The following is a 21022-nucleotide window of genomic DNA, read 5'->3' as shown; positions in this document are numbered from 1 at the left end:
AAAATTGAGGGGCTACCTATTTCTTTTTTATGTTTTCCTTTTTGGGGCCTTGGGTTCGGTACTGGCGCAAACGGCGACCATAACCGGAGTGGTACTGGACGAAAACGATATACCGCTGGCGGGTGTAAATGTTACCACTGCGGAAAGTGGTAGTGCCTCGAACGCGGACGGGTTCTATATTCTGGAACTGATCGCCGACCGACCGACCGACATTACCTTCTCCCATGTGGGCCACAAAAATGTGGTGTTGAACGCACTAATCCTGACCACCAACGAAACCTATCAATTCAACCCTGTTTTAAAAACCGATGCCATCCAGATTGCAGAGGTTACGGTCAGTGCCTCCGGCGAACGACGGGCCGAAGGCGTGGTTGCCCTGTCCCCCGAAACGGTTCGCAAAATTCCCGGCGCCAACGCCGGAGTGGAAAATATTTTAAAGCTGTTACCAGGGGTTTCCTCCAACAACGAACTCAGTACACAATATGCGGTAAGAGGTGGTAATTATGACGAAAACTTGGTATATGTCAACGAAATTGAGGTATACCGCCCTTTTTTGTTGCGCTCCGCACAACAGGAAGGTCTGAGTTTTGTAAACAGTGATCTGGTACAGGGCGTAAAATTCTCATCGGGCGGTTTTCAGGCAAAATATGGCGACAAGCTTTCTTCGGTACTCGACATCACCTATAAAAATCCCGTGGCGTTCGGGGCCACACTGGACCTCAGTTTTCTAGGGGCCGCCGCCTCCGTAGAAACCGTATCAAAGGATAAAAACTTTAGCGGTATTATGGGGCTTCGCTATCGAAACAACAATTTGTTGTTGAACACCTTGGAAACCCAGACCAACTTGACCCCTATCTTTGTAGACATGCAAGGGTATTTTACCTATCGTCTTTCCAAAAAATTCTATCTTAACTTTTTAGGTACCTTATCGGTAAACGATTATCAAAACGAACCGATCAACAGGGAAACCACTTTTGGCACTTTGGATGATCCTCGCAGACTTACCGTTTTCTATCAGGGCCAAGAGAACAATCGATTCAATACCGCGTTGGGCGCCTTCAAGGGAAACTATATTGTGAACGAGCAACTAACGCTCAAGCTCATTTCCTCACTTTACCATACCACCGAACAGGAATATTCCGATGTTATCGCGCAATATGAACTGGGCGATGTGGACACCAACCTCGGAAGCGATAATTTGGGAAATGTCGTCGATTCCAAGGGAGTGGGTTCGGAACTGAATAGGGCCCGTAACGATTTGGATGCCCTGATCTTTAACTTACAGCACAAGGGAAGGTTCGCGAAAAATAAAAAGGTGGTGGAATGGGGCGTTAAGTATTCGTATGAAGACATTCGTGACCGCATCAAAGAATCCGAATTCATCGATTCGGTCGGGTTTTTCGTCCGTCCCCTTGGCGGGGAATTTGTAAATGACCAACCGGAAACCCCTTTTGAGGCGCCCATTGCGGCCTTTGAAGCCTTGGATGAAACCAACCTCGTTCAAACCGATCGTTTTAGCGGTTTTGTACAGTATAGCGACCAGACCGATTGGAACGGCCACGATATCTACTACAACCTCGGGGTTCGGGGCCAGCACTGGCGGGTTCGGGGCCAAGGAATCGAAACGGTATCGCAGACCGTGTGGAGTCCGCGAGGGCAGTTCGCCATCAAACCCGATTGGAAACGCGACATCCTATTTCGGTTCTCCACGGGATTGTACCAACAGCCTCCTTTCTACAGGGAACTTAGGGACCAAAACGGAATTATCAATCCAAACGTCGATGCACAACGATCGCTACATGCCGTATTGGGCAGTGAATATAGTTTTACGATGGGCGACAAACCCTTTACGCTTACCGCGGAAACCTATTATAAAAAACTATCGAACGTAAACCCATATACCTTGGAAGATGTTCGGATCCGCTATGCCGCCGATAACAATGCGGAAGCATACGCCTACGGCGCGGAACTACGGATGAACGGCGCCTTTGTACCCGGAACCGAATCGTGGTTCAGTCTCGGCTATTTAAAGACCGAAGAGAATATCGACGATCGCGGGTATATTTCAAGACCGTCAGATCAGCGTTTAAAGGTGGGTATCCTGTTCCAGGACTATATACCGGCCATTCCCAATCTTAAAATGTATTTGAACCTGGTGTACAATACAGGGGTTCCGGGGGGATCCCCGAACAATGCCGACCCTTATCTTTTCCAAAGCAGATTACGGGACTATCGTAGAGCGGATTTGGGAATTTCCTATATTTTTGTGGACAATACCAAAAAATACCCGAAAAACCATTGGCTAAATCGATTTAAGGAACTCAGTGGTGGCTTTGAGATCTTCAATTTGTTCAATACCCAGAACTCGATTACCAATACTTGGGTGAGGGACGTAGATACCCGACAGCAGTTTGCCGTACCGAACTTTTTAACCAGCCGGGTATTGAACGTGAAATTGAGAATGCGCTTCTAAAAGAATCAAATGCAAAGAAAAATAGCTGCAATACTGATATGGTCCGTGGTTCTATTGATCGGAACCAGCGGGCTTCGGGCACAGAAGAATATTTATGAAGCCCATAAATTCGATGTCCTGAGCAAGGACCATCGCCTTCTGGCCATTTTACCCTTTCTTACCCGATTGGACCTCAAGGACGACAGGACGCAGAAGTCCCTGAAGGCATTGGAAAAAAAAGAGGGTTTGGCCGTACAAAATGCCCTGGAAACATATTTTTCGAAAAGAAAAAAGAAAAAAAAGTTTTCGGTCGATTTTCAGAATACCGAAGACACCAATGCCATGCTCGCCCAAAACAATATTAGCTATGAGAACATCGACATTTACACTACGGAGCAATTGAGCGAACTATTGGGAGTGGACGGAATCATTAGCGGTACATTGAGCCTAAACGTATTGCTTTCCAAAGGAGTGCCGACCGAATTCAGTATCATCGATTATTTTTTGGGGGAAGCAAATTACGGTCGTATCGGTATAAAGATAAGTGACGGTGACAGCGGAAAATTGTTATGGAAATACGAGAAAAAAATCAACAAAAAATCAGGTAAAAATACGGATGACCTCATCGATCGGATGATGAAACTCGCAGCCCGTAAATTTCCCTATGACCGCGAAAAACGAAAAGAACGGAAAAAGCAAAAAAAATAACCACAGGTTAAACAAATCCCTTAGTGCTTTATACCATTTTTGCTTTGAAATTACCCAAATAAAAAGCAGTCATTTTTTGCTTGGACGAAAAAGAAAAAGCAAGCATAGCAGTAGCTACGGTTGTTTTTTATTTTGAAGTATAAGCGGAAAAGGGCAATTTTTAATGGGTAATTTCAAGGTAGAAATGGTATTAGCGGTTTGTAATTTTAATTATCGCTAATTTTCCTTAGTACCTTCATGGCCGCTTCACTTTCGTTTTCGGGAACAAAAATATGATCGTGATAATATCCGGAAATGACATTGCAGCTAATGCCGTTCTTTGATAGGGCGCTTGAAAACGCAGCGGTCAAACCGATAGCATGCAAGGAGGAATGAACGCTAAGCGTGATCCATGCCGCAACATAATCATAGGACAAGCCTAGGGCGTCGGCCCTTTCCTTTTTCATAATAACGGTAATTCCCTCTTCTTCCTTAAATTGACAAATGGTATCGTTGCTATCGATATTTTCGCTTGTTGCCGCTACGGTAGTAAATACATAGGAGCCTTTGTTTAATTTGGGAGACATCCCCTGAAGCAATTTGGATACATCGTTCTCTCCCGCCATTCTTCCGTTTTTCGCAACTATTTTTTGAGACTATATATGGTATGTACACTCGGTCTACGGCTACCGTAACAAGCACCGGGTATCGGTTCCGATACCATTATAAGGTTAGCCACTTTCCGCACGCCCGTCAATTCGCTATAAAATCCTTCAAAACGGCCACTACATAATCCAATTCCTCCTTGGTATTGTATTTTGAGAAGGAAAATCGTATCGAAGGGCGTTGTCGCGCCTCCGCTGTCTGCAGTTCCGCCAATACATGGGAGCCCGCATCACTTCCGGATTGGCATGCACTCCCTTTGGAACAGGCGATTCCCTTAATATCGAGATGAAAAAGTAACAGCAACGCTTTTTGGGCCGCTATCGGCAAACAAACATTCACCAAGGTGTAGGTACTCTTTTCCATATCCCCCGAGTGTCCGTTAAAAAATACACCGGGAACGGCGTTCCCAAGTTCATGGATAAAATAGCGTTTTAGTTCAGAAACATAGTCCCGTTCTGCCGTCAGGTGCTCGTAGGCTTCTATAAAAGCGGTTTCCAGCCCCACGATATTGTGCATCGCCTCGGTACCCCCGCGGATACCTCTTTCCTGCGACCCTCCCGAAATAAAGGGTTTTATTCCGGAATTCTTTCTTATGAACGCAAAGCCCACTCCTTTAGGGCCGTGAAATTTATGCGCCGCGGCGGCCATAAAATCGATGGGGACCTGTTGAACGTCCCATTCAAAATGTCCTATGGACTGCACCGTGTCGGAATGGAACAGCGCACCGTGCGCCCGACAGCTATTTGCAATTTGAGCGATGGGCGCAATGTTTCCCACCTCATTGTTTACGTGCATCAGACTAACGAGCGTCTTAGCATCGTTCCCTTGCAAAAGGGTTTCCAAATGGTCCATTTCGGGATTGCCGCGCGCATCCAAATCTACGTAAGATACCGAAATGCCGTATTGTGCTTCCAAATCGGCCACGGTATGCAAAACGGCATGGTGCTCTATTTTGCTGGTAATAATGTGGCGCACCTCCAAATCGCGCACAGCGCTTCTTAAGATCATGTTATCGGCTTCTGTACCGCCCGAGGTAAAAACGATTTCGGAAGGATGCGCACCAATGTATCGGGCTATGGTCTTTCGTGCCGTTTCTATGGCCGTTTTTGCTGTTCTACCAAACCCGTGTGACGAAGAAGGATTACCGTAGGCATGGGTGAGCGCTTCTTGCATTTTTGCGATTACGGTCTCCCTTACCCTTGTGGTAGCCGCATTATCCAAATAAACTTTTTTTTCTGGCACCGACATGCGTATTCTTTTCCCAAAAATAACCCAAATAAAGTTAATTTCTATCCAATACACCTAGGCGTAAAAGGGAATTTGGTTTAAATTTGATTTCATGAGACAATTGTTAACATTTAGCCTCCTAATCCTCTTTTTTTCCTGCGATGATGGCGACATTCAAATAGAGGAAATCAATTTTGACGAGACCGACGCCCAGTTTTGCGGATCGACATCGGATGAAAAACTGGCAACCACCTTTCTATTTAAAATTTTGGAAGACGAGGCATTGTTGTTGACCTTGGCCGCCGGACAGTTCGCCAACGCCACTACGGCAGAGGGAAGCACCAATGGCGACCTTTCCGCAACGGGCACCCCCTCCCTAACCTATCGTTTTTTTTCAGGGACCGTTAATAAAGATTATTTTTGCAATGAGGTACCCGCCCTGGAACCTACCGTGGTAAAAGAGAATGCTGCCACCGGGGGAACGGTATCCATCGCATCCAATGTAACGCAAACGACGGAGACGACCAAGACCTATATCCATTCCATCTCCATCACCGATCTGTCCTTATTGAACGATCAGGAACAACGCCTGACGGACCTGTCGACCCTTGAATACGGAAATTTCACTACGGAAACCCTAAATAGTGCCAGTTTGGAGGTCCCCTTCTCCAATTATGAGGCGGCTACCGTTGCCAGTTGCGATGCCAGCTCGGGCCAGATACCGCTGTACAAAACCGCAAACGATGAATTTATCCGTTTAACGTTATCCACGGCACTGCTTGCCAATGCGGCAACAGGTGACAACCCCAGAACGGCCGAAATCGGTACCGAAGCCTCCTTTACAAACATCGTTCTGTCGGAACTGGTTACAGAAGAACTGGTCTGTAGCACCGCTATGGACGCCGATATCGTAGTCGGCGATTATACCGCTACCGCGGGCACCATATCGGTCAGTACCATTGAAAACGCACCGGATTCGGAAGGAGTGATCACCTTTACCCACACCATTACCTTGACCGATGTAACGCTCGTTTTACAAAGCAATACGGAAGGGGGCAGCGATGTTACCTTGGATGTTGTACCGAACATTGCTTTCGGAACGGTCACTACAATAAGCGGATAGGTAAGTCCGATAATATTTTAGGGAAGGCCCCGAAAGGATATACCATTTTTTGATCGCCCTGCTAAAAACTCAGGCATTTTGATAACAGTACACTTCTGTGGCACCCAATCCATACTGCGCGTAGTCCGCATCATAAAAACGAATGTTGTCGTACCTGCGGAACAAGGTGTACAGTTCCTGTTTTAAAACGCCCTCCCCTACACCGTGAATAAACACTACTTTTTGAATTCGCTTTCCAATCGCAAAATCCAATTGACGTTTCGCGGTGGCCACCTGTAGGTCCAAAATATCAAAATTCGACATTCCTTTTGAAGAGGGCAGTAGTTTGTTTATATGAAGATCGATGACCATAGCAGGGGCGTTCCGCTGTTTTGCGGGTACTTTTGGTCGGTGCTTTTTACCGCTAGGTTCTTTTTCCCGTTTTATCCGTGCCACTTCCCAATTGGTTACTTTTAAGGTATTACCGTCCGTTATTTTAAGGAGCTCGTCTGCCGCATATCGCAAAGGGAAACCTTCGTCGCTCTCAATGGTGATTTCCGGTCCCTCGACCGCAACAACAGTACCTTTGATCGTATCGTCTATGGTCTCTACCCGGTCACCAATATGAAAAACACCCATCGTTTTGTTTTTATTCCATAAAATTAATGGTATTTTTCACGAAAATCTGCGAACGGCATGATGAAGTTGTTATTCCTAGTTTGGGCCCTTGAAGATTTTATGCTTCCGTGCATGACAAAGAAACTCTTTGGTTTTGATTGTCCCGGTTGCGGTCTGCAACGTTCGGCCGCCTTTTTGTTGCGGGGAGACTTTGTTGCTTCGGCCCAGATGTACCCTGGCATGGTTACCCTGATACCGCTCGCATTGGTCCTTTTTTTAAACCTTTTCGTTAAAATAAAACACGCCAATAGTATCATAAACACCCTTATGATCAGCTCGGTAGCGCTGATTTTGGGGAATTTTTTATTAAAAATATTCAACTAAACCCTTTTTATTATGGAACAACAAAAACTACCTAATGAAACGATTATTATCGTCTTAGGAATTTTGGGATATTTATGCTGTTGCTTTGCAGGTGCTGGTGTCATACCGGCCGGAATTGCGGTGTTTCTAGCTTCGAAATCAGAAAAAATATACGCTAGTAATCCTGAGTTGTACACTAATATAAAGCAAATAAAGACGGGAAAAATTATCGCCCTTATTGCGTTGGTTCTATCTATTTTAATGATAGTCCGGTTCATTTATGTATTTGCCTCAGGAGATTGGGAAGCAGCCATGCAACAATCCAGAGAAATTTTGGAACAATACGGTATAGAAGAGTAAAACCAAATATCCTATGAATCAAGAAACCCTACCTGGTGCCAGCAATGCCCTCATCTTTGGTATATTGTCGGTAGTATTGGTATTCGTCTGCTGTGGTCCCTTTGCGGCCATCTTCAGCTTTATCGGTCTTTCCAACGCAAAAAAAGCGGAACGGATCTATCAGCTCGAACCCCATCGGTATATGGGCTATAGTGATGTAAAAACAGGGCGTGTGCTTTCCTATATCGGACTGGCGCTTTCCCTGATAGGTATTATTTTCATCATCCTTTACTTTGGTGTAATCGTGGCCCTTGTCGCTGCGGAAGGTGGATTCTAATCCCTTCGGGAAGCAATAAAAAAACCTCCGAAGTTTTTCGGAGGTTTTTTTATTGGGGCTAATTACCGGCCGATATCCCAAGGCTTATCTCGTTTTCTCGAACGTTTCCAGGGTTTTGGCAATTATGGCAACACATTCCCTTAGCTCCGTTTCGGTCATGACCAAGGGCGGTGCAAAGCGGATGATATTCCCATGGGTCGGTTTCGCCAACAGACCATTTTGCTTCAAGGCCATGCAGATGTCCCAGGCCGTGGAACTGTCTTCAGTATCGTTGATTACGATGGCGTTCAAAAGTCCTTTTCCCCGCACCAGTTTCACCAGATCCGTTTTATCCACCAAGGCTTGCATTTCATTTCTGAAAATAATGCCCAACCGCTCCGCATTACCGGCCAGATCTTCGGACCTGACGACTTCCAACGCAGCTATGGCGACCGCACAGGCCAAAGGGTTTCCGCCAAAAGTGGAACCATGCGTACCGGGTGTAATGACTTCCATTACGGCATCATTGGCAAGTACCGCGGAAACTGGAAAAACGCCACCGGAAATGGCCTTGCCCAATATCAGTACATCGGGCTTTACCTCCGGCGTACCGCTGCAGTTTTTATCGGTGCAACTGCAGTTTCCACAAGTGGCCAACAACCTTCCCGTACGGGCGATTCCCGTTTGTACCTCATCGGCAATGAACAGCACGTTGTTCGACCGGCAGAGTTCGGCGGCATTTTTTAGATAATCCAGATCAGGCGTATAGACCCCTGCTTCTCCCTGAATCGGTTCTACCAAAAATGCCGCAACGTTGGCATCTTTCAATTCCGATCGCAAGGCCGTTATATCATCATAAGGTATCGAAACGATCCCTGGTGTAAACGGTCCAAAATTGTTCGTGGCCACAGGGTCGTTGGATGCGGAAATGATGGTGACCGTACGACCGTGAAAGTTATTGTGGCATACTATTATTTTAGCCTGACCTTCAGGTATCCCCTTTTTTTCATACCCCCACTTTCGGGCAAGTTTAATAGCGGTTTCCACCGCTTCTGCGCCCGTGTTCATGGGCAAAACCTTGTCAAAACCGAAATACTCGGTCACGTACTTTTCATATTTCCCGAGAAGATCATTGTAAAATGCCCTCGAGGTAAGGGTCAATTTTTGGGCCTGTTCCGTTAAGGCCCCGATAATTTGTGGATGACCATGCCCTTGGTTTACCGCAGAATAGGCCGAAAGAAAATCGTAGTATTTGTTTCCTTCTACGTCCCATACGTAAACGCCTTTACCTTTGCTTAATACGACCGGTAACGGATGATAGTTGTGTGCTCCGTGTTTTTCTTCCAATGCGATGGCTTCGCTAGAAGAAATGCTTTCTAAAACAGACATGATAAAATTACTTTAAATAAGACTTCAGCAATTCCTTCTGCACCTTTTTCCCTTCGAAGTATCGAAAATTCAGCGTGGGAGAGAAATCATCCCTACTCAAGAACACAAAAGTAAAAATATTATTGAACATAGTCCGCCCAAAAGGGCCTGGGAAGATTTATATCGTAAAAAAGTGACTTTTCATCAACGAGCTGTGTCTTAATCCATAACCAACGAGAAAAACACTACTATGGAACATTTAGAAGGCATATTACAAAAACTTACGGAAGCGACGGGAGATTTTTTACCCAACACCCTGGCGGCGCTGGCCATTTTAGTAATTGGGTGGCTTATCGCCCGTTTTATAAAGCGATTGATCACCAAACTCATTAAGCGTACCAAGGTAGATGAAAAACTGGGTACCGATAAAATTACACTTTCCAAATTTATAGGAAAACTGGTCTATTTCTTGCTCATGATCTTTGTGTTCATGTTAGTTTTGGAAAAGCTTGGTATGACCAATGTTTTGGAGCCGGTAAAAAACCTGCTCGATAGCTTTTTAACATATATCCCCAACATCATCGGTGCGGGACTGGTCACTTATGTTGGCTATATGCTTGCTACAATTGTCTCCGAATTGGTAGGGCTTTCTGGGGAAACACTACAAAAGTTCGTACCAAAACTACGGTTACCGGAAAACTTGGATCTGGTCGGCATTTTAAAGAAAGTAGTTTTCATCTTCATTTTTATTCCATTACTGATCGCGGCATTGAACATACTGAATATGGAGGCCATTTCGGAACCGGCCACAAAAATGCTCGAACAATTTTTTGCGGCCATACCAAAAATACTGGTGGCGGTATTGATCATGATGTTCTTTGTGATCGGCGGCCGGTTTGTAACACAGCTGTTACGGGAGTTGTTACAGAGTTTACAGTTGAACAAGCTGTTCAAAAACATGAATTTGGGCAATTTGTCAAGTACGGTCGACATTTCAAACATTGTGGCCAATATCGCCTATTTCTTCATCATTATTTTTGGGCTTATGACCGCTATAGAAAAACTGGAATTCGTTCGCTTGACCGAGGTTTTAAACACGGTGACCGGTATTGCGGGAAATGTACTTTTCGGACTGGTCATCCTGTTGCTGGGAAATTGGATCGCTACGTTGGCCCATCAAGCTATGGCCAAACACAATAGCGGTTTTATAGCCTCGATCGTTCGGGTATGCATCCTAGCACTGTTTTTGGCCATGGGGCTAAAGACCATGGGAATTGGCGACAACATTATCAACCTTGCGTTTGGCATTACTTTAGGAACGGTAGCGGTTACCATAGCCCTTTCTTTTGGGTTAGGGGGAAGAGCTGCGGCCGGCAAACAAATGGAACGCATTTTAGCAAAATTCAATAGTACCGACAATTAGTAGTTGTTTGTTTTCAGTAGGGAGTGCAATCCCCAAAAGGAAGTTTCTTAAATAGAGCTTCCTTTTTTTGTGCTCAAAACTGGCCCTTCTTTTCATTTGTTTTCCGATTTGTGGATACCGATTACCATCATTTTTATTATTATCCAATTAGCGGAGCGATCCATTAAAATTTCAAAAAGTAGTGTCATCATTCCAAAGAAATCATTGAAAACCCCATCTTTTTAAGGTAATGACAGTAACATGACATCTAAATGTCGGGTATAATGCAAGCGGCGTTGCGTAGTTTTGTTTCATCAATAAAAACGAAAAGAATGGACAATGCATCACTCGCAGAACGATTACGCTACTATAGAAAGGTAAAGGGGCTTTCCCAAGAAGAACTCTCAAAGCGTACCAATATTACGGTACGCACCATTCAACGCATTGAAAAGGCAGCGGTACAGCCCCACTTGAATACGGTAAAGACTTTAGCAACAGCCTTGGAACTGGAGGTAACCGACCTTCTCCCATTGAACGACCCCAAAGAGGAAACCATCAAGAAAAAATGGCTCTTACTAATGCATGCCACTCCGTTATTGGGCTTTTTTATTCCGTTATGCAACGTTTTGATTCCGCTTTTTTTATGGATACACAAACGGGAAGACAACCCCGTTTATGATCAACATGGGGTAAAGATCATTAACTTTCAGATTACGGCACTGCTCTTGGCCATACTTTCCTTTGTAAGTCTGGTCACCATAGAAAAATGGGGATTCTTCATCTTCATCGGAACGGTTCCGGTCTGTATCGGAATCGTAATCGCAAACATCGTATATGTCCTTCGAACGGAAAAGTGTTATTATCCTTTCTCGATCCCTTTCCTAAGATTCAAAAAAACGCCTATGGCAATGACCATCACCTTATTTTTAACGCTTTTCACTTTAGGCACTATGGCAGCACAATCCCAGGAGCATGTGGTCCGGTTGGACGGTAGTACCGTCGCAAAAGACTCCATAACCTATAAAATAGAACACTTGGCAAAAGAAGCGGACATTCAGGGTATGGCCATTGCCATATTCAATAACAACAAAGCGGTATATCGACATATGGCGGGTTACAAGGACTACCCCAACAAAATGGTACTTACCGATAGCACCAACATCTACGGCGCCTCATTCAGCAAGGCGGTGTTTAGTGTGTTGGTCATGAAATTGGTCGATGAAGGCCTCATCGATCTGGACACTCCTTTGGAGTCCTATCTTCCAAAAAAGCTACCGGAATATACACCACTTACGCGGTGGCACGACGATTATTCCGATTTGCTTGCGGATAGTCGATATCATAAAATTACGGCCCGAATGTGTTTGGCGCACACCACTGGGTTTCCCAACTGGAGGTTTGACGAACCGGACCGAAAGCTACGCGTCAGGAACACACCGGGGGCGGCCTACGGGTACAGCGGGGAAGGTTTTGTTTACCTTCAGGTAATTTTGGAAAAATTGACCGGAAAAGGATTGGAACAATTGGCCCAGGACATTATTTTCGGTCCGTTGGAAATGCATAATTCTTCCTACCAATGGCAGGCCGCCTTCGAAAAAGATTTTGCCTATGGGCATATGGCCGATGGTAGGCGGTATCAAAAAGATACCGACAACGAACCGCGATCGGGAAGTACCCTGGAAACCACCGCAGGCGATTATATTCGTTTTATGGAGGCGGTACTTCACCAAAAAGTACTTTCGAAAGCATCGTATCAAGAACTGTTCAAACCACAAATACGTATTCGTTCCCTTACACACTTTGGTTCCGGAAGATTGGTTGAAACCGACCGATATGATGATATTAATCTCAGTTGTGCCCTGGGATGGATTTATTTTGAAACACCTTTCGGGCCGGCCCTTACCAAAGCTGGTCACGGAAACGGGTTTCAACATTATTCGATCCTATTTCCGGAAACGGGAGACGGAATGATGATCATGACCAATTCCGATAACGGTGAAAGTGGATATAAAGAGCTCCTGAACTATTGCATTGGGGATACCTTTACGCCTATGGAATGGGCCAACTATATTCCCTACAAGTAATCGGGCATACCATAAGGGTTGCGATTCCATTTCAACAGCATACCTGGTTTTCCCAAAACGACCACATACCGAACCCTTTTGGAGTAAAAATGGCACAAAAGAAGGCGTTACCCTTTTCGGACTAATACCATTTCTGGTGTTAAATTACCCATTAAAAATTGTCCTTTTCCGGGTATGCTTCAAAATAAAAGCTAACCATAGCTACTGCTATGCTTGGATTTTCTTTTTCGCCTACCCAAAAAATCCCTGGTTTTTATTTACCTAATTTAACACCAGAAATGGTATAAAGTCCCGCTATCGAAAGATTCCAAAAGTTAGGATTACACAAGCGGAGCATTCCCTACCGCTTCTTTTCATATACTAGCGAAACAAAACAAGGCCAAAGCCCTATGTTTTAACTTTTTTTTGATAGCAAAGGGCATCCGATAGGCGCCATAAATGCATTGTGATGCTTACTTTTGCCCCATGCGAAAAAAGAAGAAAAAGCCGTTTTTCGAAAAGGTAATGGTAGTAGATGCGGGAGCAAAGGGAAAAACGATCGGGAAGGCGCCCGATGGTAGGGTCATCTTTCTTTCCAATACCGTTCCCGGCGATGTTGTGGATGTGCAGACCCTAAAAAAGCGAAAAGCATATTATGAAGGGGTCGCCACGGTTTTTCATGAACTGTCACCAAAACGTACCGAACCGGTCTGTGCCCATTTTGGCGTATGCGGGGGTTGTAAATGGCAAAACATGGGCTACGAACACCAACTGTTCTACAAGCAACGGGAAGTAGAGAACAACCTAAGGAGAATAGGGCATTTGGACCTTCCGGCAACCACTCCTATTTTAGGGGCTGCGGAACCCTATTTTTATCGCAACAAAATGGAATTCTCATTTTCGAACAGCCGATGGATGACTTTGGAAGAGATCCGTTCCGATGTCGCAATTACCGACAAAGACGCGCTTGGTTTTCATATTCCGGGCATGTGGGACAAAATACTGGACATTAAAAAATGTCACTTACAACAAGATCCCTCCAACGCCATCCGTTTGGAAACAAAGGAGTTTTCCATTCGCAACGGGCTCAGCTTCTTTAATCCCCGTAAACAAGAAGGACTGCTCAGAACCTTAATGCTGCGCACCGCTTCTACGGGAGAAATTATGGTATTGATCCAGTTTTTTGAAGACGATACGGCAAAACGGGAACTGCTATTGAACCACTTGCAACAAACCTTTCCCGAAATTACGGCCTTGCTTTATGTCATCAACCAAAAAAAGAACGACACCATATACGATCAAGAGGTCCATTGCCATAGCGGTAGGGAATACATTATGGAAGAAATGGAAGGACTTCAGTTTAAAATCAATGCAAAATCCTTTTACCAGACCAACTCGCGACAAGCATACGAACTGTATAAGATCACTAGGGATTTCGCCGGGCTTACCGGTGAGGAATTGGTATATGATCTGTACACCGGTACCGGTACCATTGCTCAGTTTGTGGCAAAGAAGGCAAAAAAGGTGGTGGGCATCGAATCCGTACCCGACGCAATTATTGCGGCAAAAGAAAATGCGGTACATAACAAGATCGAGAATGTCGATTTCTTTACCGGGGACATGAAAACCGTTTTTAACGATGCCTTTATTGCGGCGAACGGAACGCCCGATGTAATCATTACCGACCCACCAAGGGACGGTATGCATAAGGATGTTGTGCAACAACTATTGCAGATCGCTCCCCAAAAAATCGTTTATGTGAGCTGTAATAGCGCTACACAAGCGCGTGACCTGGCATTGCTGAAGGAGAAATACCAAGTAACCAAAGTACAACCGGTAGATCTCTTCCCTCAGACCCATCACGTTGAAAATGTTGTACTTTTGGAAAAGTTATAGGCCCATGTATAAAAGCATCACCATTGTCTTATTGTTCTTAGGAATCATAACTGTCGCTTCTTGCGAGAAAGACGACATTTGTGTGGATAACGACACTCCCCTATTGGTAATCCGATTTTATGATCAAGAAGATACCGCCATTGTAAAAGCGGTTCCTTCCCTAGAAGTTAGAGGCATTAATGCGGATACGCTTTTGGGAATTTGGGAAGATGACGAAGACACCTTCGATTCCATAGCCATACCGTTACGGGTAGATCAAGGAAATTCCACTTTTATTTTTTCTACCAATGCCACCGATGATGCCACTGCAGCGAATATCGATACCGTTACCATTTCCTATGTTGCGGAAGAAATATTCTTTTCCAGGGGATGTGGCTACATCGTGAACTACAATGATTTGTCGGCAAACACCATTGCAGATGACAGTCTATGGATCAACGAAATAAGACTGGTTACTCCCTTAATAGAAAATTCAACCTCGGCCCATGTTAAGATACTGCACTAGCCTTTTTCTATTATTGGTCGCCGTGGTTGCCTACGCCCAAGAGGACAAAACCATCGATCTGAACCCAAAGGATACATTGGTATACAAGCAACCATACGGACTTCGTGTGGGTATCGATCTGAGCAGACCGATCACTTCTTTTTTTGATGATAACTACACGGGCTTGGAATTCGTTGGGGATTACCGTTTGTCACAAAAGCTCTATTTGGCGGGAGAATTGGGAAACGAAAAGAAAACACGTACCGAAACCGTTGGTGAAAACCAAATTGACACGGGCGACGGCGAACTGTATACCTTTACGGCTTCCGGCAGTTATATTAAGCTGGGTGTCGACTACAATACGTATGGCAATTGGTACGGCGAACAGAATATGATTACGGTAGGTGGAAGATATGCGTTTTCCTCTTTTAGCCAAACCGTGAACAACTATAACATATACGAGTCCAATCGGTATTGGAATCCCACGGGCTTTACTCCCGGTGCTTTACCGGAACGCGAGTTTAAAGGGCGTACCGCATCGTGGATCGAAGGGGTAGTAGGAATGAAAATGGAACTTTTTCACAATCTATATTTGGGCGGTAGCATCCGCTTGGGCATTTTGATTACCAATCCGGATAAGGAGTCTACGGCATTTCGGAATTTATTCATCCCCGGTTTTAACAAAGTCACCGACGGCAGCCGATTTGGTGTAGGCTACAACTACTCGATTACCTATTTGGTTCCGCTCTACAAGAAACGGAAAAAACAAGAAGAGGCCACGGAAACGGATACCGAAGAACGGCCATAAACGTGCTACATCTACTATTGGAAAAGTAGCTTCCGATTCCGTCGGATTCTATAAAAGATGAGCCTAGGCTTATTTTTGATCTTGATACTTTGCCTTTTTACTTCCCTCGTACATGACGTATTTGACCAAACGGGACTCCAAATGGCTATTGAACACCTTAATTTTTCGTGACGGTCGCAGCCCCACATATTTTAAAGCCTCTAAATTCGACGTAATGAACCATGCCTCGGTACCAGGGTACGCTTGCTTTAGGGTATCCCCAATGGAGGCATAAAAATCCTCCATATCCAAATTCAACCGTTCTCCATAGGGCGGGTTAAAAACCATATGTAATGGACCGTCCACCTCCTTTTCCGTTTTAAAAAAGTTTTTTCGAGATACGGTAATATAATCTGTGAGGTTGGCATTTTCAATATTATCCTGCGCTTTTCTCACTGCGGAAGGTGCCTTATCGTACCCGATGATCGTATGTGAAAACTCACGTGTTTTTTTCAAGCTGACCGCTATAATTTTCTCGAACAGTTCTTGATCAAAATCCTCCCATTTTTCAAAAGCAAATTCCTTTCGGTTGATGTTGGCGGGAATATTACAGGCGATCATGGCGGCTTCGGTCAAAAAAGTACCGCTCCCGCACATGGGATCTAAAAAATCGCACTGCCCGTCCCAGCCGCTTAGCAATAACAGTCCTGCGGCAAGTACTTCATTGATCGGGGCAATATTGGTGGCGGTACGGTAGCCCCGCTGATGCAACGAACGTCCGGAACTATCCAAAGACACATTGCAATGTTCTTTATAGATGTGAATGTTGATCCTTAAATCGGGGAACTTCACATCCACATCGGGCCGCGCACCATCGGTTTTCCGAAACTTGTCCACTATGGCGTCCTTTACCTTTTGCGATACATATAACGAATGGGAAAAATGATCGGAGTTTACCGTGGCATCTATGGCAAAAGAAGTATCCAAGGAAAGGTATTCCGCCCAAGACATGTTATAAATTTCCCGATACAGCTGATTTTCATTGCAAACGGGGAACGAATGGATCGGTTTTATAATTTTTATGGCCGTTCGCAAACAAAGGTTGGCCTTGTACATAAAACCGGTATCCCCTTCAAAGGAGACACTTCGGGTACCCTCTTGAACATTACCGGCTCCCAACTTGCGTAATTCCTGTGCCAACAGCGGCTCAAAACCAAAAAGTGTTTTGGCCACCATCTTAAAATTATTGTTCATAAACTTGCTCCTTTCAATCGCAAAAATAGGTTAATTTTACCCCTTACGATAAAACCAACGAAGTAATCGGCACGCCAATAAGTGAAAAACCTTTTTTGGGTTGTCCCGCTTCACCTGAGTTACGTTAATGACATACATTTTACCTGTATTGGCCGTTCTTCTGAGTTTTATGCCCGTGTATATTACACGGCCAAAAAAGAAAGGCCATTTTAAACTGTTGCTTGCCTTTAGTGGGGCCTTTTTGCTCGCATTGACCGTTTTCGAACTTTTACCGGAAGTATACGAAGCCGGTAATGCAAAAAAAGTGGGCCTGTTCATTATGCTGGGCATTTTGTTGCAAATATTCCTTGAATTTTTTTCCAAAGGGGCGGAACATGGCCATGTACATTTACAGACGGACGCTTCCGCGTTTCCCTGGTCGCTTTTCATCAGCCTGTCGGTCCATTCTTTTCTGGAAGGGTTTCCCATTGAAGAGCATCAGCTGATGCTGTATGGTATCCTTATCCATAAAATTCCTATTGCCATTATCTTAAGTATATTCCTGGTGAATTCGAAAATGGGTATTCAAAAAGCCGTTTTCTTTATCGTACTGTTTTCGCTAATGACCCCCTTGGGTAGTTTTGTTTCGCATAACATACCCTGGGTGGCGACCTACAGTACGGTGATCAAAGCGTTGGTTATTGGGGTGTTCTTGCATATCTCTACCGTAATTCTTTTTGAAAGTTCGGAAGGCCATAAGTTCAACCTCAGAAAACTTGTCGTAATCGCGATGGGAATCGGTATCGCATATTTTCTCTAATGTTCAGTAAAGAAGCTTCCAAACGGCTGCGGCAGGACTTTTGGATTTCCTTCGGGAAATCATATCCCAAAAAATGGATCCGGTATAAAACGGGCATCAAGGACTTGGCCTTTAAATTTCATTTCGACCGGAACATGGCCCTGGTTTCGTTGCAAATAAATACGCACGACCTAGAACACCGAATTACCCTATGGGAACGCTTGACTTCGTTGAAAACCATATTATTACAGGACTACCTTCACGATGCGATATTTGAAGAAACGGGTATACTCGAAGATGGTAAAGAAGTGTCCCGAATTATCGTAATCAAAGAAAACGTATCCATTCACGACAAGAACACCTGGCAAGAAACGATGCTGTTCCTGAATGAAAAAATGCTATCGTTCGAAGACTTTTTCGATACTTATAAAACCGTTCTGGACTATCCCGCTTAACCAGAAGGCCGTAAAGAAATCCCGTAATACTATTTGATTCTTTACCAAAGACCAAGAAGACCTGTAGCCACAACACCTGCGTCCGATATCGTTTGAGCGAGATATAGTATCTTTCGGCATTGATCTTAACGAAATTTCCATTTACGACATGAAGAGAACGAACGTATACTTCTGGATGCTAATCGGTTTTTACGGTTCTTTTTGCTTTGGCCAAGAACTGGAGCCTTTTGAACTCACGGATGCTTGGACCGCTAAAATTACCGCCATGGCCCCATCCAAAACTACCGTTCCGGCCACAAAGAATAGAAATATTTTAATTTTTTCATTGCATACGGGATATGAGCACTGGACCATTCCACATACTGAAACGGTAATGCGCACGGTAGCAGAAAAATCAGGCGCTTTTAAGGTGTCCTCATCCAACAAAATCACGGCTTTTGAAGCAGAAAATCTTGCGAAATTTGACGCGGTAATCCTAAACAATAACTGTTCGGAAAGGGATAAACGCGACCTGTTTTGGGACATCATCAAGAAGGATAGCTCCCTGACCGAAACGCAGCAGTTAAAAAAGGCCCAGCAGTTTCAACAAAACCTTTTGGATTATGTTACGACCGGAGGGGGACTCTTTGTTTTACATGGTGGTATTACGATGCTGAACAAGTCCGAAGCTTTCGGGAAAATGGTAGGGGGAAGTTTTGATTATCATCCCGTGCAACAAAAGGTTACCGTAAAGACCGTGGATGCGGAGCATCCCTTGACCAAGGCTTTCAAGGGAATTGACTTCGAACATGTTGATGAACCTTATTTTTTCAACAATGCCTATTTTAATACCGACTTCCATCCACTACTCTATATGGAAGCTGATGCCATAACAGAAAAAAAGGAAGGCACTAGTACCGACAACATCTGTTATGTTTCCTGGGTAAAGCGGTACGGCCAAGGGCGTGTTTTTTATGCATCGCCTTCGCACAATCCGCAAAGCTACGAACACGAAGGAATGCTCCAATTTCTTTTGGATGGGTTACAGTACGTTTGCGGAGACCTTGTTTGTGATGATACGCCTTTAAAAAACTAATGTGGCGCCATATTCAAATAATATCATTGCAAATAAAAAACCAATGGGATACGGCCCCGGCCAACACGAACAGGTGCCATATAAAATGGTTATAAGGAATTTTATGTATGGCATAAAATACAATGCCGACCGTATAGAACATCCCTCCCAAAAAGAGCAACAGCAATCCTAAATCCGATATCGCGGCATACAAGCTGGTGAAATCAACAATAATCAACCATCCCATGAGCAGATACAACAAAAGGGAGAGCCACTCGTACTTCCCGGTAAAAAAAAGTTTAAAAAATGTGCCAATGGCGGTAAGGCCCCAAACGGAATAAAAAAGCGGCCACCCTTTACTATCTTCCAAAGCGATAAGGGCAACGGGGGTATACGTACCTGCAATGAGCATGTATATGCTAATATGGTCGAATACCCGAAGTTTTCTCTTTAAATCCACATCGGTTACCAAATGATACGCGGTAGAAGCCATAAACAAGATGACAAAACAACCACTATATACCCATATGGAAAGTGTTGCGTAAGGGGTTGCAACACTATTTTCTTGAAGCAGGTAAAACAGACCGATACTACCAAACAATACGCCCATTGCATGGGAAAGCGTATTCAACTTTTCTTCTAAGGATAACATGGCCAACATAAAGCAATTCAAATAAAGTAAGAAAAAAGAAAACTGTTCGCCCCTCAAACCAGTCCTTATATTCTGGTAATACTATTGCGCCAATAGCTCTTTAACAGCGGTACCCGTTATTTTTATTTTACCACCAAAAGGAAGGGCCTCGGCCTGGTATATTGTTCTGGCGGGTCTCTTGTTCTCGGGAAATAATCTTTTATACAATGCATCTATTTCCGCTAAATCGTCAAGATTATCAAATGCAATGTCAATAAAAACGATATCGTCTTTCCTAAAATTGGCATGATGCAGTACTGCAAAAAAATTGGAAAATGCCAATTTTCCCTCCTCCAAAATTGTTCCGGTACGATACGATCCATCCGGGTCTACCGATAATTGACCACTTATAAAACACATGTTATTGACCACCACGGCATGACTAATTGGATTGGACCATTGTGGGATACCTTCTCCCTTTGTAATATATTTCATAGTATTTGTATTTTAAACAGATTACAGTTGGTATAAGGACGTTTTTCAGTAAAAACGTTATGTATTTTCAGGATTATTTCTTCATATGCCTATTAGCTATGGACAACCTTATAAAGGTTGTTAAAAATAATAAGGAGTAGCGGTTCGTTCGTTCTTTTTCCGGTATTATTTTTCAGATTTCATGTCGGGCGATAAAAAAACCCCCTCCGTTACTGGAGGGGGTTTTCGAAGTAAGGCGGCGACCTACTCTCCCACTTGGTATAGCAGTACCATCGGCGCTAACGGGCTTAACTTCCCTGTTCGGAATGGTAAGGGGTGGGCCCCGTTGCCATGGCCACCTAAATTGTCGTCCCCCGCACGGGGGCGCTGATATTTTAAAGAATTCCCTTGGGAATCCTTGACATAATAATGGGACAGTGCAAAAATCGTATTACAGGTATTCCATGGGAAGGTACGTACTTAAAAAAAAAGGATTCGTGCCCCCCTTCCCTTGCGGGAAGGGGAGCCTTGCGCAAGCTCGACGGGCAATTAGTACCACTCGGCTACGGACGTTGCCGCCCTTGCACCTATGGCCTATCGACGTGG

At 44.4% G+C, this 21022-nt stretch carries 21 protein-coding genes and 1 rRNA gene; 14 read left to right on the top strand and 8 right to left on the bottom strand.

The genetic code is table 11. The features are described 5' to 3' along the window. Positions 1-4: 4 nt before the first annotated feature. Together ACRD7P_RS15065 and ACRD7P_RS15060 are read left to right on the top strand one after the other, a co-directional pair. On the top strand, positions 5-2473 hold the full coding sequence (locus tag ACRD7P_RS15065) for a TonB-dependent receptor (protein ID WP_430908465.1): 2469 nt from the start codon (positions 5-7) through the stop codon (positions 2471-2473). A gap of 9 nt (positions 2474-2482) precedes the next feature. Continuing rightward, entirely contained in the window at positions 2483-3160 is a 678-nt protein-coding gene (locus ACRD7P_RS15060; RefSeq protein WP_430908464.1) for a hypothetical protein, read from the top strand. A 206-nt stretch (positions 3161-3366) separates the two neighbouring features. Here ACRD7P_RS15060 and ACRD7P_RS15055 read toward each other — a convergent pair whose 3' ends face one another. Both ACRD7P_RS15055 and ACRD7P_RS15050 read right to left on the bottom strand, forming a co-directional pair. Then, positions 3367-3765 (bottom strand): ACT domain-containing protein, encoded by a 399-nt coding sequence (locus tag ACRD7P_RS15055; protein WP_430908463.1) that lies wholly within the window; start codon positions 3763-3765, stop codon positions 3367-3369. 127 nt (positions 3766-3892) lie between these two features. Beyond that, complete coding sequence (locus ACRD7P_RS15050; protein WP_430908462.1) at positions 3893-5053, bottom strand: cysteine desulfurase family protein; 1161 nt, start codon at positions 5051-5053, stop codon at positions 3893-3895. 91 nt (positions 5054-5144) lie between these two features. Here ACRD7P_RS15050 and ACRD7P_RS15045 point away from each other — a divergent pair, with 91 nt between their 5' ends. After that, complete coding sequence (locus ACRD7P_RS15045; protein ID WP_430908461.1) at positions 5145-6155, top strand: hypothetical protein; 1011 nt, start codon at positions 5145-5147, stop codon at positions 6153-6155. A gap of 69 nt (positions 6156-6224) precedes the next feature. Here ACRD7P_RS15045 and ACRD7P_RS15040 read toward each other — a convergent pair whose 3' ends face one another. Further along, positions 6225-6773: a Smr/MutS family protein gene (locus ACRD7P_RS15040; protein WP_430908460.1), complete on the bottom strand. Its 549-nt coding sequence runs from the start codon at positions 6771-6773 to the stop codon at positions 6225-6227. Between the two features lie 111 nt (positions 6774-6884). On the opposite strand from ACRD7P_RS15040, the gene ACRD7P_RS15035 reads away from it, so the two are divergent. The 3 genes from ACRD7P_RS15035 to ACRD7P_RS15025 are packed head-to-tail and all read left to right on the top strand — an operon-like array spanning position 6885 to position 7791. Continuing rightward, a complete protein-coding gene (locus ACRD7P_RS15035; RefSeq protein WP_430908459.1) occupies positions 6885-7136 on the top strand; it encodes a DUF2752 domain-containing protein in 252 nt (83 codons plus the stop codon). Positions 7137-7148: 12 nt separating this feature from the next. Beyond that, positions 7149-7475, top strand: coding sequence for a CCC motif membrane protein (locus ACRD7P_RS15030; RefSeq protein WP_430908458.1), 327 nt, complete (start codon positions 7149-7151; stop codon positions 7473-7475). Between the two features lie 13 nt (positions 7476-7488). Continuing rightward, positions 7489-7791 carry a CCC motif membrane protein gene (locus ACRD7P_RS15025; RefSeq protein WP_430908457.1) on the top strand — a complete coding sequence of 101 codons (303 nt, stop codon included), beginning with the start codon at positions 7489-7491 and terminating at the stop codon, positions 7789-7791. An 84-nt stretch (positions 7792-7875) separates the two neighbouring features. Here the strand turns inward: ACRD7P_RS15025 and rocD are convergent, their stop codons facing one another. Then, complete coding sequence (rocD, locus tag ACRD7P_RS15020; protein WP_430908456.1) at positions 7876-9159, bottom strand: ornithine--oxo-acid transaminase; 1284 nt, start codon at positions 9157-9159, stop codon at positions 7876-7878. Positions 9160-9388: 229 nt separating this feature from the next. Here rocD and ACRD7P_RS15015 point away from each other — a divergent pair, with 229 nt between their 5' ends. The 5 genes from ACRD7P_RS15015 (at position 9389) to ACRD7P_RS14995 (ending at position 15791) form a co-directional block, all read left to right on the top strand. Then, positions 9389-10561 carry a mechanosensitive ion channel gene (locus ACRD7P_RS15015; RefSeq protein WP_430908455.1) on the top strand — a complete coding sequence of 391 codons (1173 nt, stop codon included), beginning with the start codon at positions 9389-9391 and terminating at the stop codon, positions 10559-10561. 311 nt (positions 10562-10872) lie between these two features. Continuing rightward, the gene (locus tag ACRD7P_RS15010) at positions 10873-12624 is read left to right on the top strand and encodes a serine hydrolase (protein WP_430908454.1); all 1752 of its coding nucleotides are present in this window, start codon (positions 10873-10875) and stop codon (positions 12622-12624) included. A gap of 465 nt (positions 12625-13089) precedes the next feature. After that, positions 13090-14499, top strand: a complete 1410-nt coding sequence (rlmD, locus tag ACRD7P_RS15005; RefSeq protein WP_430908453.1) for a 23S rRNA (uracil(1939)-C(5))-methyltransferase RlmD — start codon at positions 13090-13092, stop codon at positions 14497-14499. A 4-nt stretch (positions 14500-14503) separates the two neighbouring features. Then, positions 14504-15004, top strand: a complete 501-nt coding sequence (locus ACRD7P_RS15000; protein ID WP_430908452.1) for a DUF6452 family protein — start codon at positions 14504-14506, stop codon at positions 15002-15004. Next, entirely contained in the window at positions 14985-15791 is an 807-nt protein-coding gene (locus tag ACRD7P_RS14995; protein ID WP_430908451.1) for a DUF6048 family protein, read from the top strand. Before ACRD7P_RS15000 ends, ACRD7P_RS14995 begins: the two co-directional genes overlap by 20 nt. A gap of 69 nt (positions 15792-15860) precedes the next feature. Here the strand turns inward: ACRD7P_RS14995 and ACRD7P_RS14990 are convergent, their stop codons facing one another. Then, positions 15861-17024, bottom strand: a complete 1164-nt coding sequence (locus tag ACRD7P_RS14990; RefSeq protein ID WP_430908450.1) for a THUMP domain-containing class I SAM-dependent RNA methyltransferase — start codon at positions 17022-17024, stop codon at positions 15861-15863. A gap of 127 nt (positions 17025-17151) precedes the next feature. On the opposite strand from ACRD7P_RS14990, the gene ACRD7P_RS14985 reads away from it, so the two are divergent. The 3 genes from ACRD7P_RS14985 (at position 17152) to ACRD7P_RS14975 (ending at position 19332) form a co-directional block, all read left to right on the top strand. Beyond that, the gene (locus tag ACRD7P_RS14985) at positions 17152-17823 is read left to right on the top strand and encodes a ZIP family metal transporter (protein WP_430908449.1); all 672 of its coding nucleotides are present in this window, start codon (positions 17152-17154) and stop codon (positions 17821-17823) included. Then, positions 17823-18257 carry a DUF4268 domain-containing protein gene (locus tag ACRD7P_RS14980; RefSeq protein ID WP_430908448.1) on the top strand — a complete coding sequence of 145 codons (435 nt, stop codon included), beginning with the start codon at positions 17823-17825 and terminating at the stop codon, positions 18255-18257. Before ACRD7P_RS14985 ends, ACRD7P_RS14980 begins: the two co-directional genes overlap by 1 nt. A 148-nt stretch (positions 18258-18405) precedes the next feature. Continuing rightward, positions 18406-19332: a ThuA domain-containing protein gene (locus ACRD7P_RS14975; RefSeq protein ID WP_430908447.1), complete on the top strand. Its 927-nt coding sequence runs from the start codon at positions 18406-18408 to the stop codon at positions 19330-19332. Positions 19333-19345: 13 nt separating this feature from the next. On the opposite strand, the gene trhA is transcribed toward ACRD7P_RS14975, so the two are convergent. The 3 genes from trhA to rrf form a co-directional block, all read right to left on the bottom strand. Further along, positions 19346-19963 (bottom strand): PAQR family membrane homeostasis protein TrhA, encoded by a 618-nt coding sequence (gene trhA / locus ACRD7P_RS14970; protein ID WP_430908446.1) that lies wholly within the window; start codon positions 19961-19963, stop codon positions 19346-19348. Between the two features lie 81 nt (positions 19964-20044). After that, complete coding sequence (locus tag ACRD7P_RS14965; RefSeq protein ID WP_430908445.1) at positions 20045-20437, bottom strand: RidA family protein; 393 nt, start codon at positions 20435-20437, stop codon at positions 20045-20047. Positions 20438-20667: 230 nt separating this feature from the next. Continuing rightward, positions 20668-20779, bottom strand: a 5S ribosomal RNA gene (gene rrf, locus ACRD7P_RS14960). Positions 20780-21022: the final 243 nt, after the last annotated feature.

Source organism: Maribacter sp. 2-571 (genome assembly GCF_050589625.1).
Classification (GTDB): domain Bacteria; phylum Bacteroidota; class Bacteroidia; order Flavobacteriales; family Flavobacteriaceae; genus Pelagihabitans.
The sequence above is the reverse complement of the archived record's forward strand: the minus strand, read 5'-3'. Positions and strand labels throughout refer to the sequence as shown.

Bases quoted from the DNA above. Each gene is read 5' to 3' on its own strand.
- ACRD7P_RS15050 (WP_430908462.1), bottom strand. From the start codon at position 5,053: ATGTCGGTGCCAGAAAAAAAAGTTTATTTGGATAATGCGGCTACCACA.
- ACRD7P_RS14980 (WP_430908448.1), top strand. From the start codon at position 17,823: ATGTTCAGTAAAGAAGCTTCCAAACGGCTGCGGCAGGACTTTTGGATT.
- ACRD7P_RS15010 (WP_430908454.1), top strand. From the start codon at position 10,873: ATGGACAATGCATCACTCGCAGAACGATTACGCTACTATAGAAAGGTA.
- ACRD7P_RS15060 (WP_430908464.1), top strand. From the start codon at position 2,483: ATGCAAAGAAAAATAGCTGCAATACTGATATGGTCCGTGGTTCTATTG.
- ACRD7P_RS15015 (WP_430908455.1), top strand. From the start codon at position 9,389: ATGGAACATTTAGAAGGCATATTACAAAAACTTACGGAAGCGACGGGA.
- rlmD (WP_430908453.1), top strand. From the start codon at position 13,090: ATGCGAAAAAAGAAGAAAAAGCCGTTTTTCGAAAAGGTAATGGTAGTA.
- ACRD7P_RS14975 (WP_430908447.1), top strand. From the start codon at position 18,406: ATGAAGAGAACGAACGTATACTTCTGGATGCTAATCGGTTTTTACGGT.
- ACRD7P_RS15045 (WP_430908461.1), top strand. From the start codon at position 5,145: ATGAGACAATTGTTAACATTTAGCCTCCTAATCCTCTTTTTTTCCTGC.
- ACRD7P_RS15040 (WP_430908460.1), bottom strand. From the start codon at position 6,773: ATGGGTGTTTTTCATATTGGTGACCGGGTAGAGACCATAGACGATACG.
- trhA (WP_430908446.1), bottom strand. From the start codon at position 19,963: ATGTTATCCTTAGAAGAAAAGTTGAATACGCTTTCCCATGCAATGGGC.
- ACRD7P_RS15025 (WP_430908457.1), top strand. From the start codon at position 7,489: ATGAATCAAGAAACCCTACCTGGTGCCAGCAATGCCCTCATCTTTGGT.
- ACRD7P_RS15000 (WP_430908452.1), top strand. From the start codon at position 14,504: ATGTATAAAAGCATCACCATTGTCTTATTGTTCTTAGGAATCATAACT.
- ACRD7P_RS14965 (WP_430908445.1), bottom strand. From the start codon at position 20,437: ATGAAATATATTACAAAGGGAGAAGGTATCCCACAATGGTCCAATCCA.
- ACRD7P_RS14985 (WP_430908449.1), top strand. From the start codon at position 17,152: ATGACATACATTTTACCTGTATTGGCCGTTCTTCTGAGTTTTATGCCC.
- ACRD7P_RS14995 (WP_430908451.1), top strand. From the start codon at position 14,985: ATGTTAAGATACTGCACTAGCCTTTTTCTATTATTGGTCGCCGTGGTT.
- ACRD7P_RS14990 (WP_430908450.1), bottom strand. From the start codon at position 17,024: ATGAACAATAATTTTAAGATGGTGGCCAAAACACTTTTTGGTTTTGAG.
- ACRD7P_RS15055 (WP_430908463.1), bottom strand. From the start codon at position 3,765: ATGGCGGGAGAGAACGATGTATCCAAATTGCTTCAGGGGATGTCTCCC.
- rocD (WP_430908456.1), bottom strand. From the start codon at position 9,159: ATGTCTGTTTTAGAAAGCATTTCTTCTAGCGAAGCCATCGCATTGGAA.
- ACRD7P_RS15035 (WP_430908459.1), top strand. From the start codon at position 6,885: ATGACAAAGAAACTCTTTGGTTTTGATTGTCCCGGTTGCGGTCTGCAA.
- ACRD7P_RS15030 (WP_430908458.1), top strand. From the start codon at position 7,149: ATGGAACAACAAAAACTACCTAATGAAACGATTATTATCGTCTTAGGA.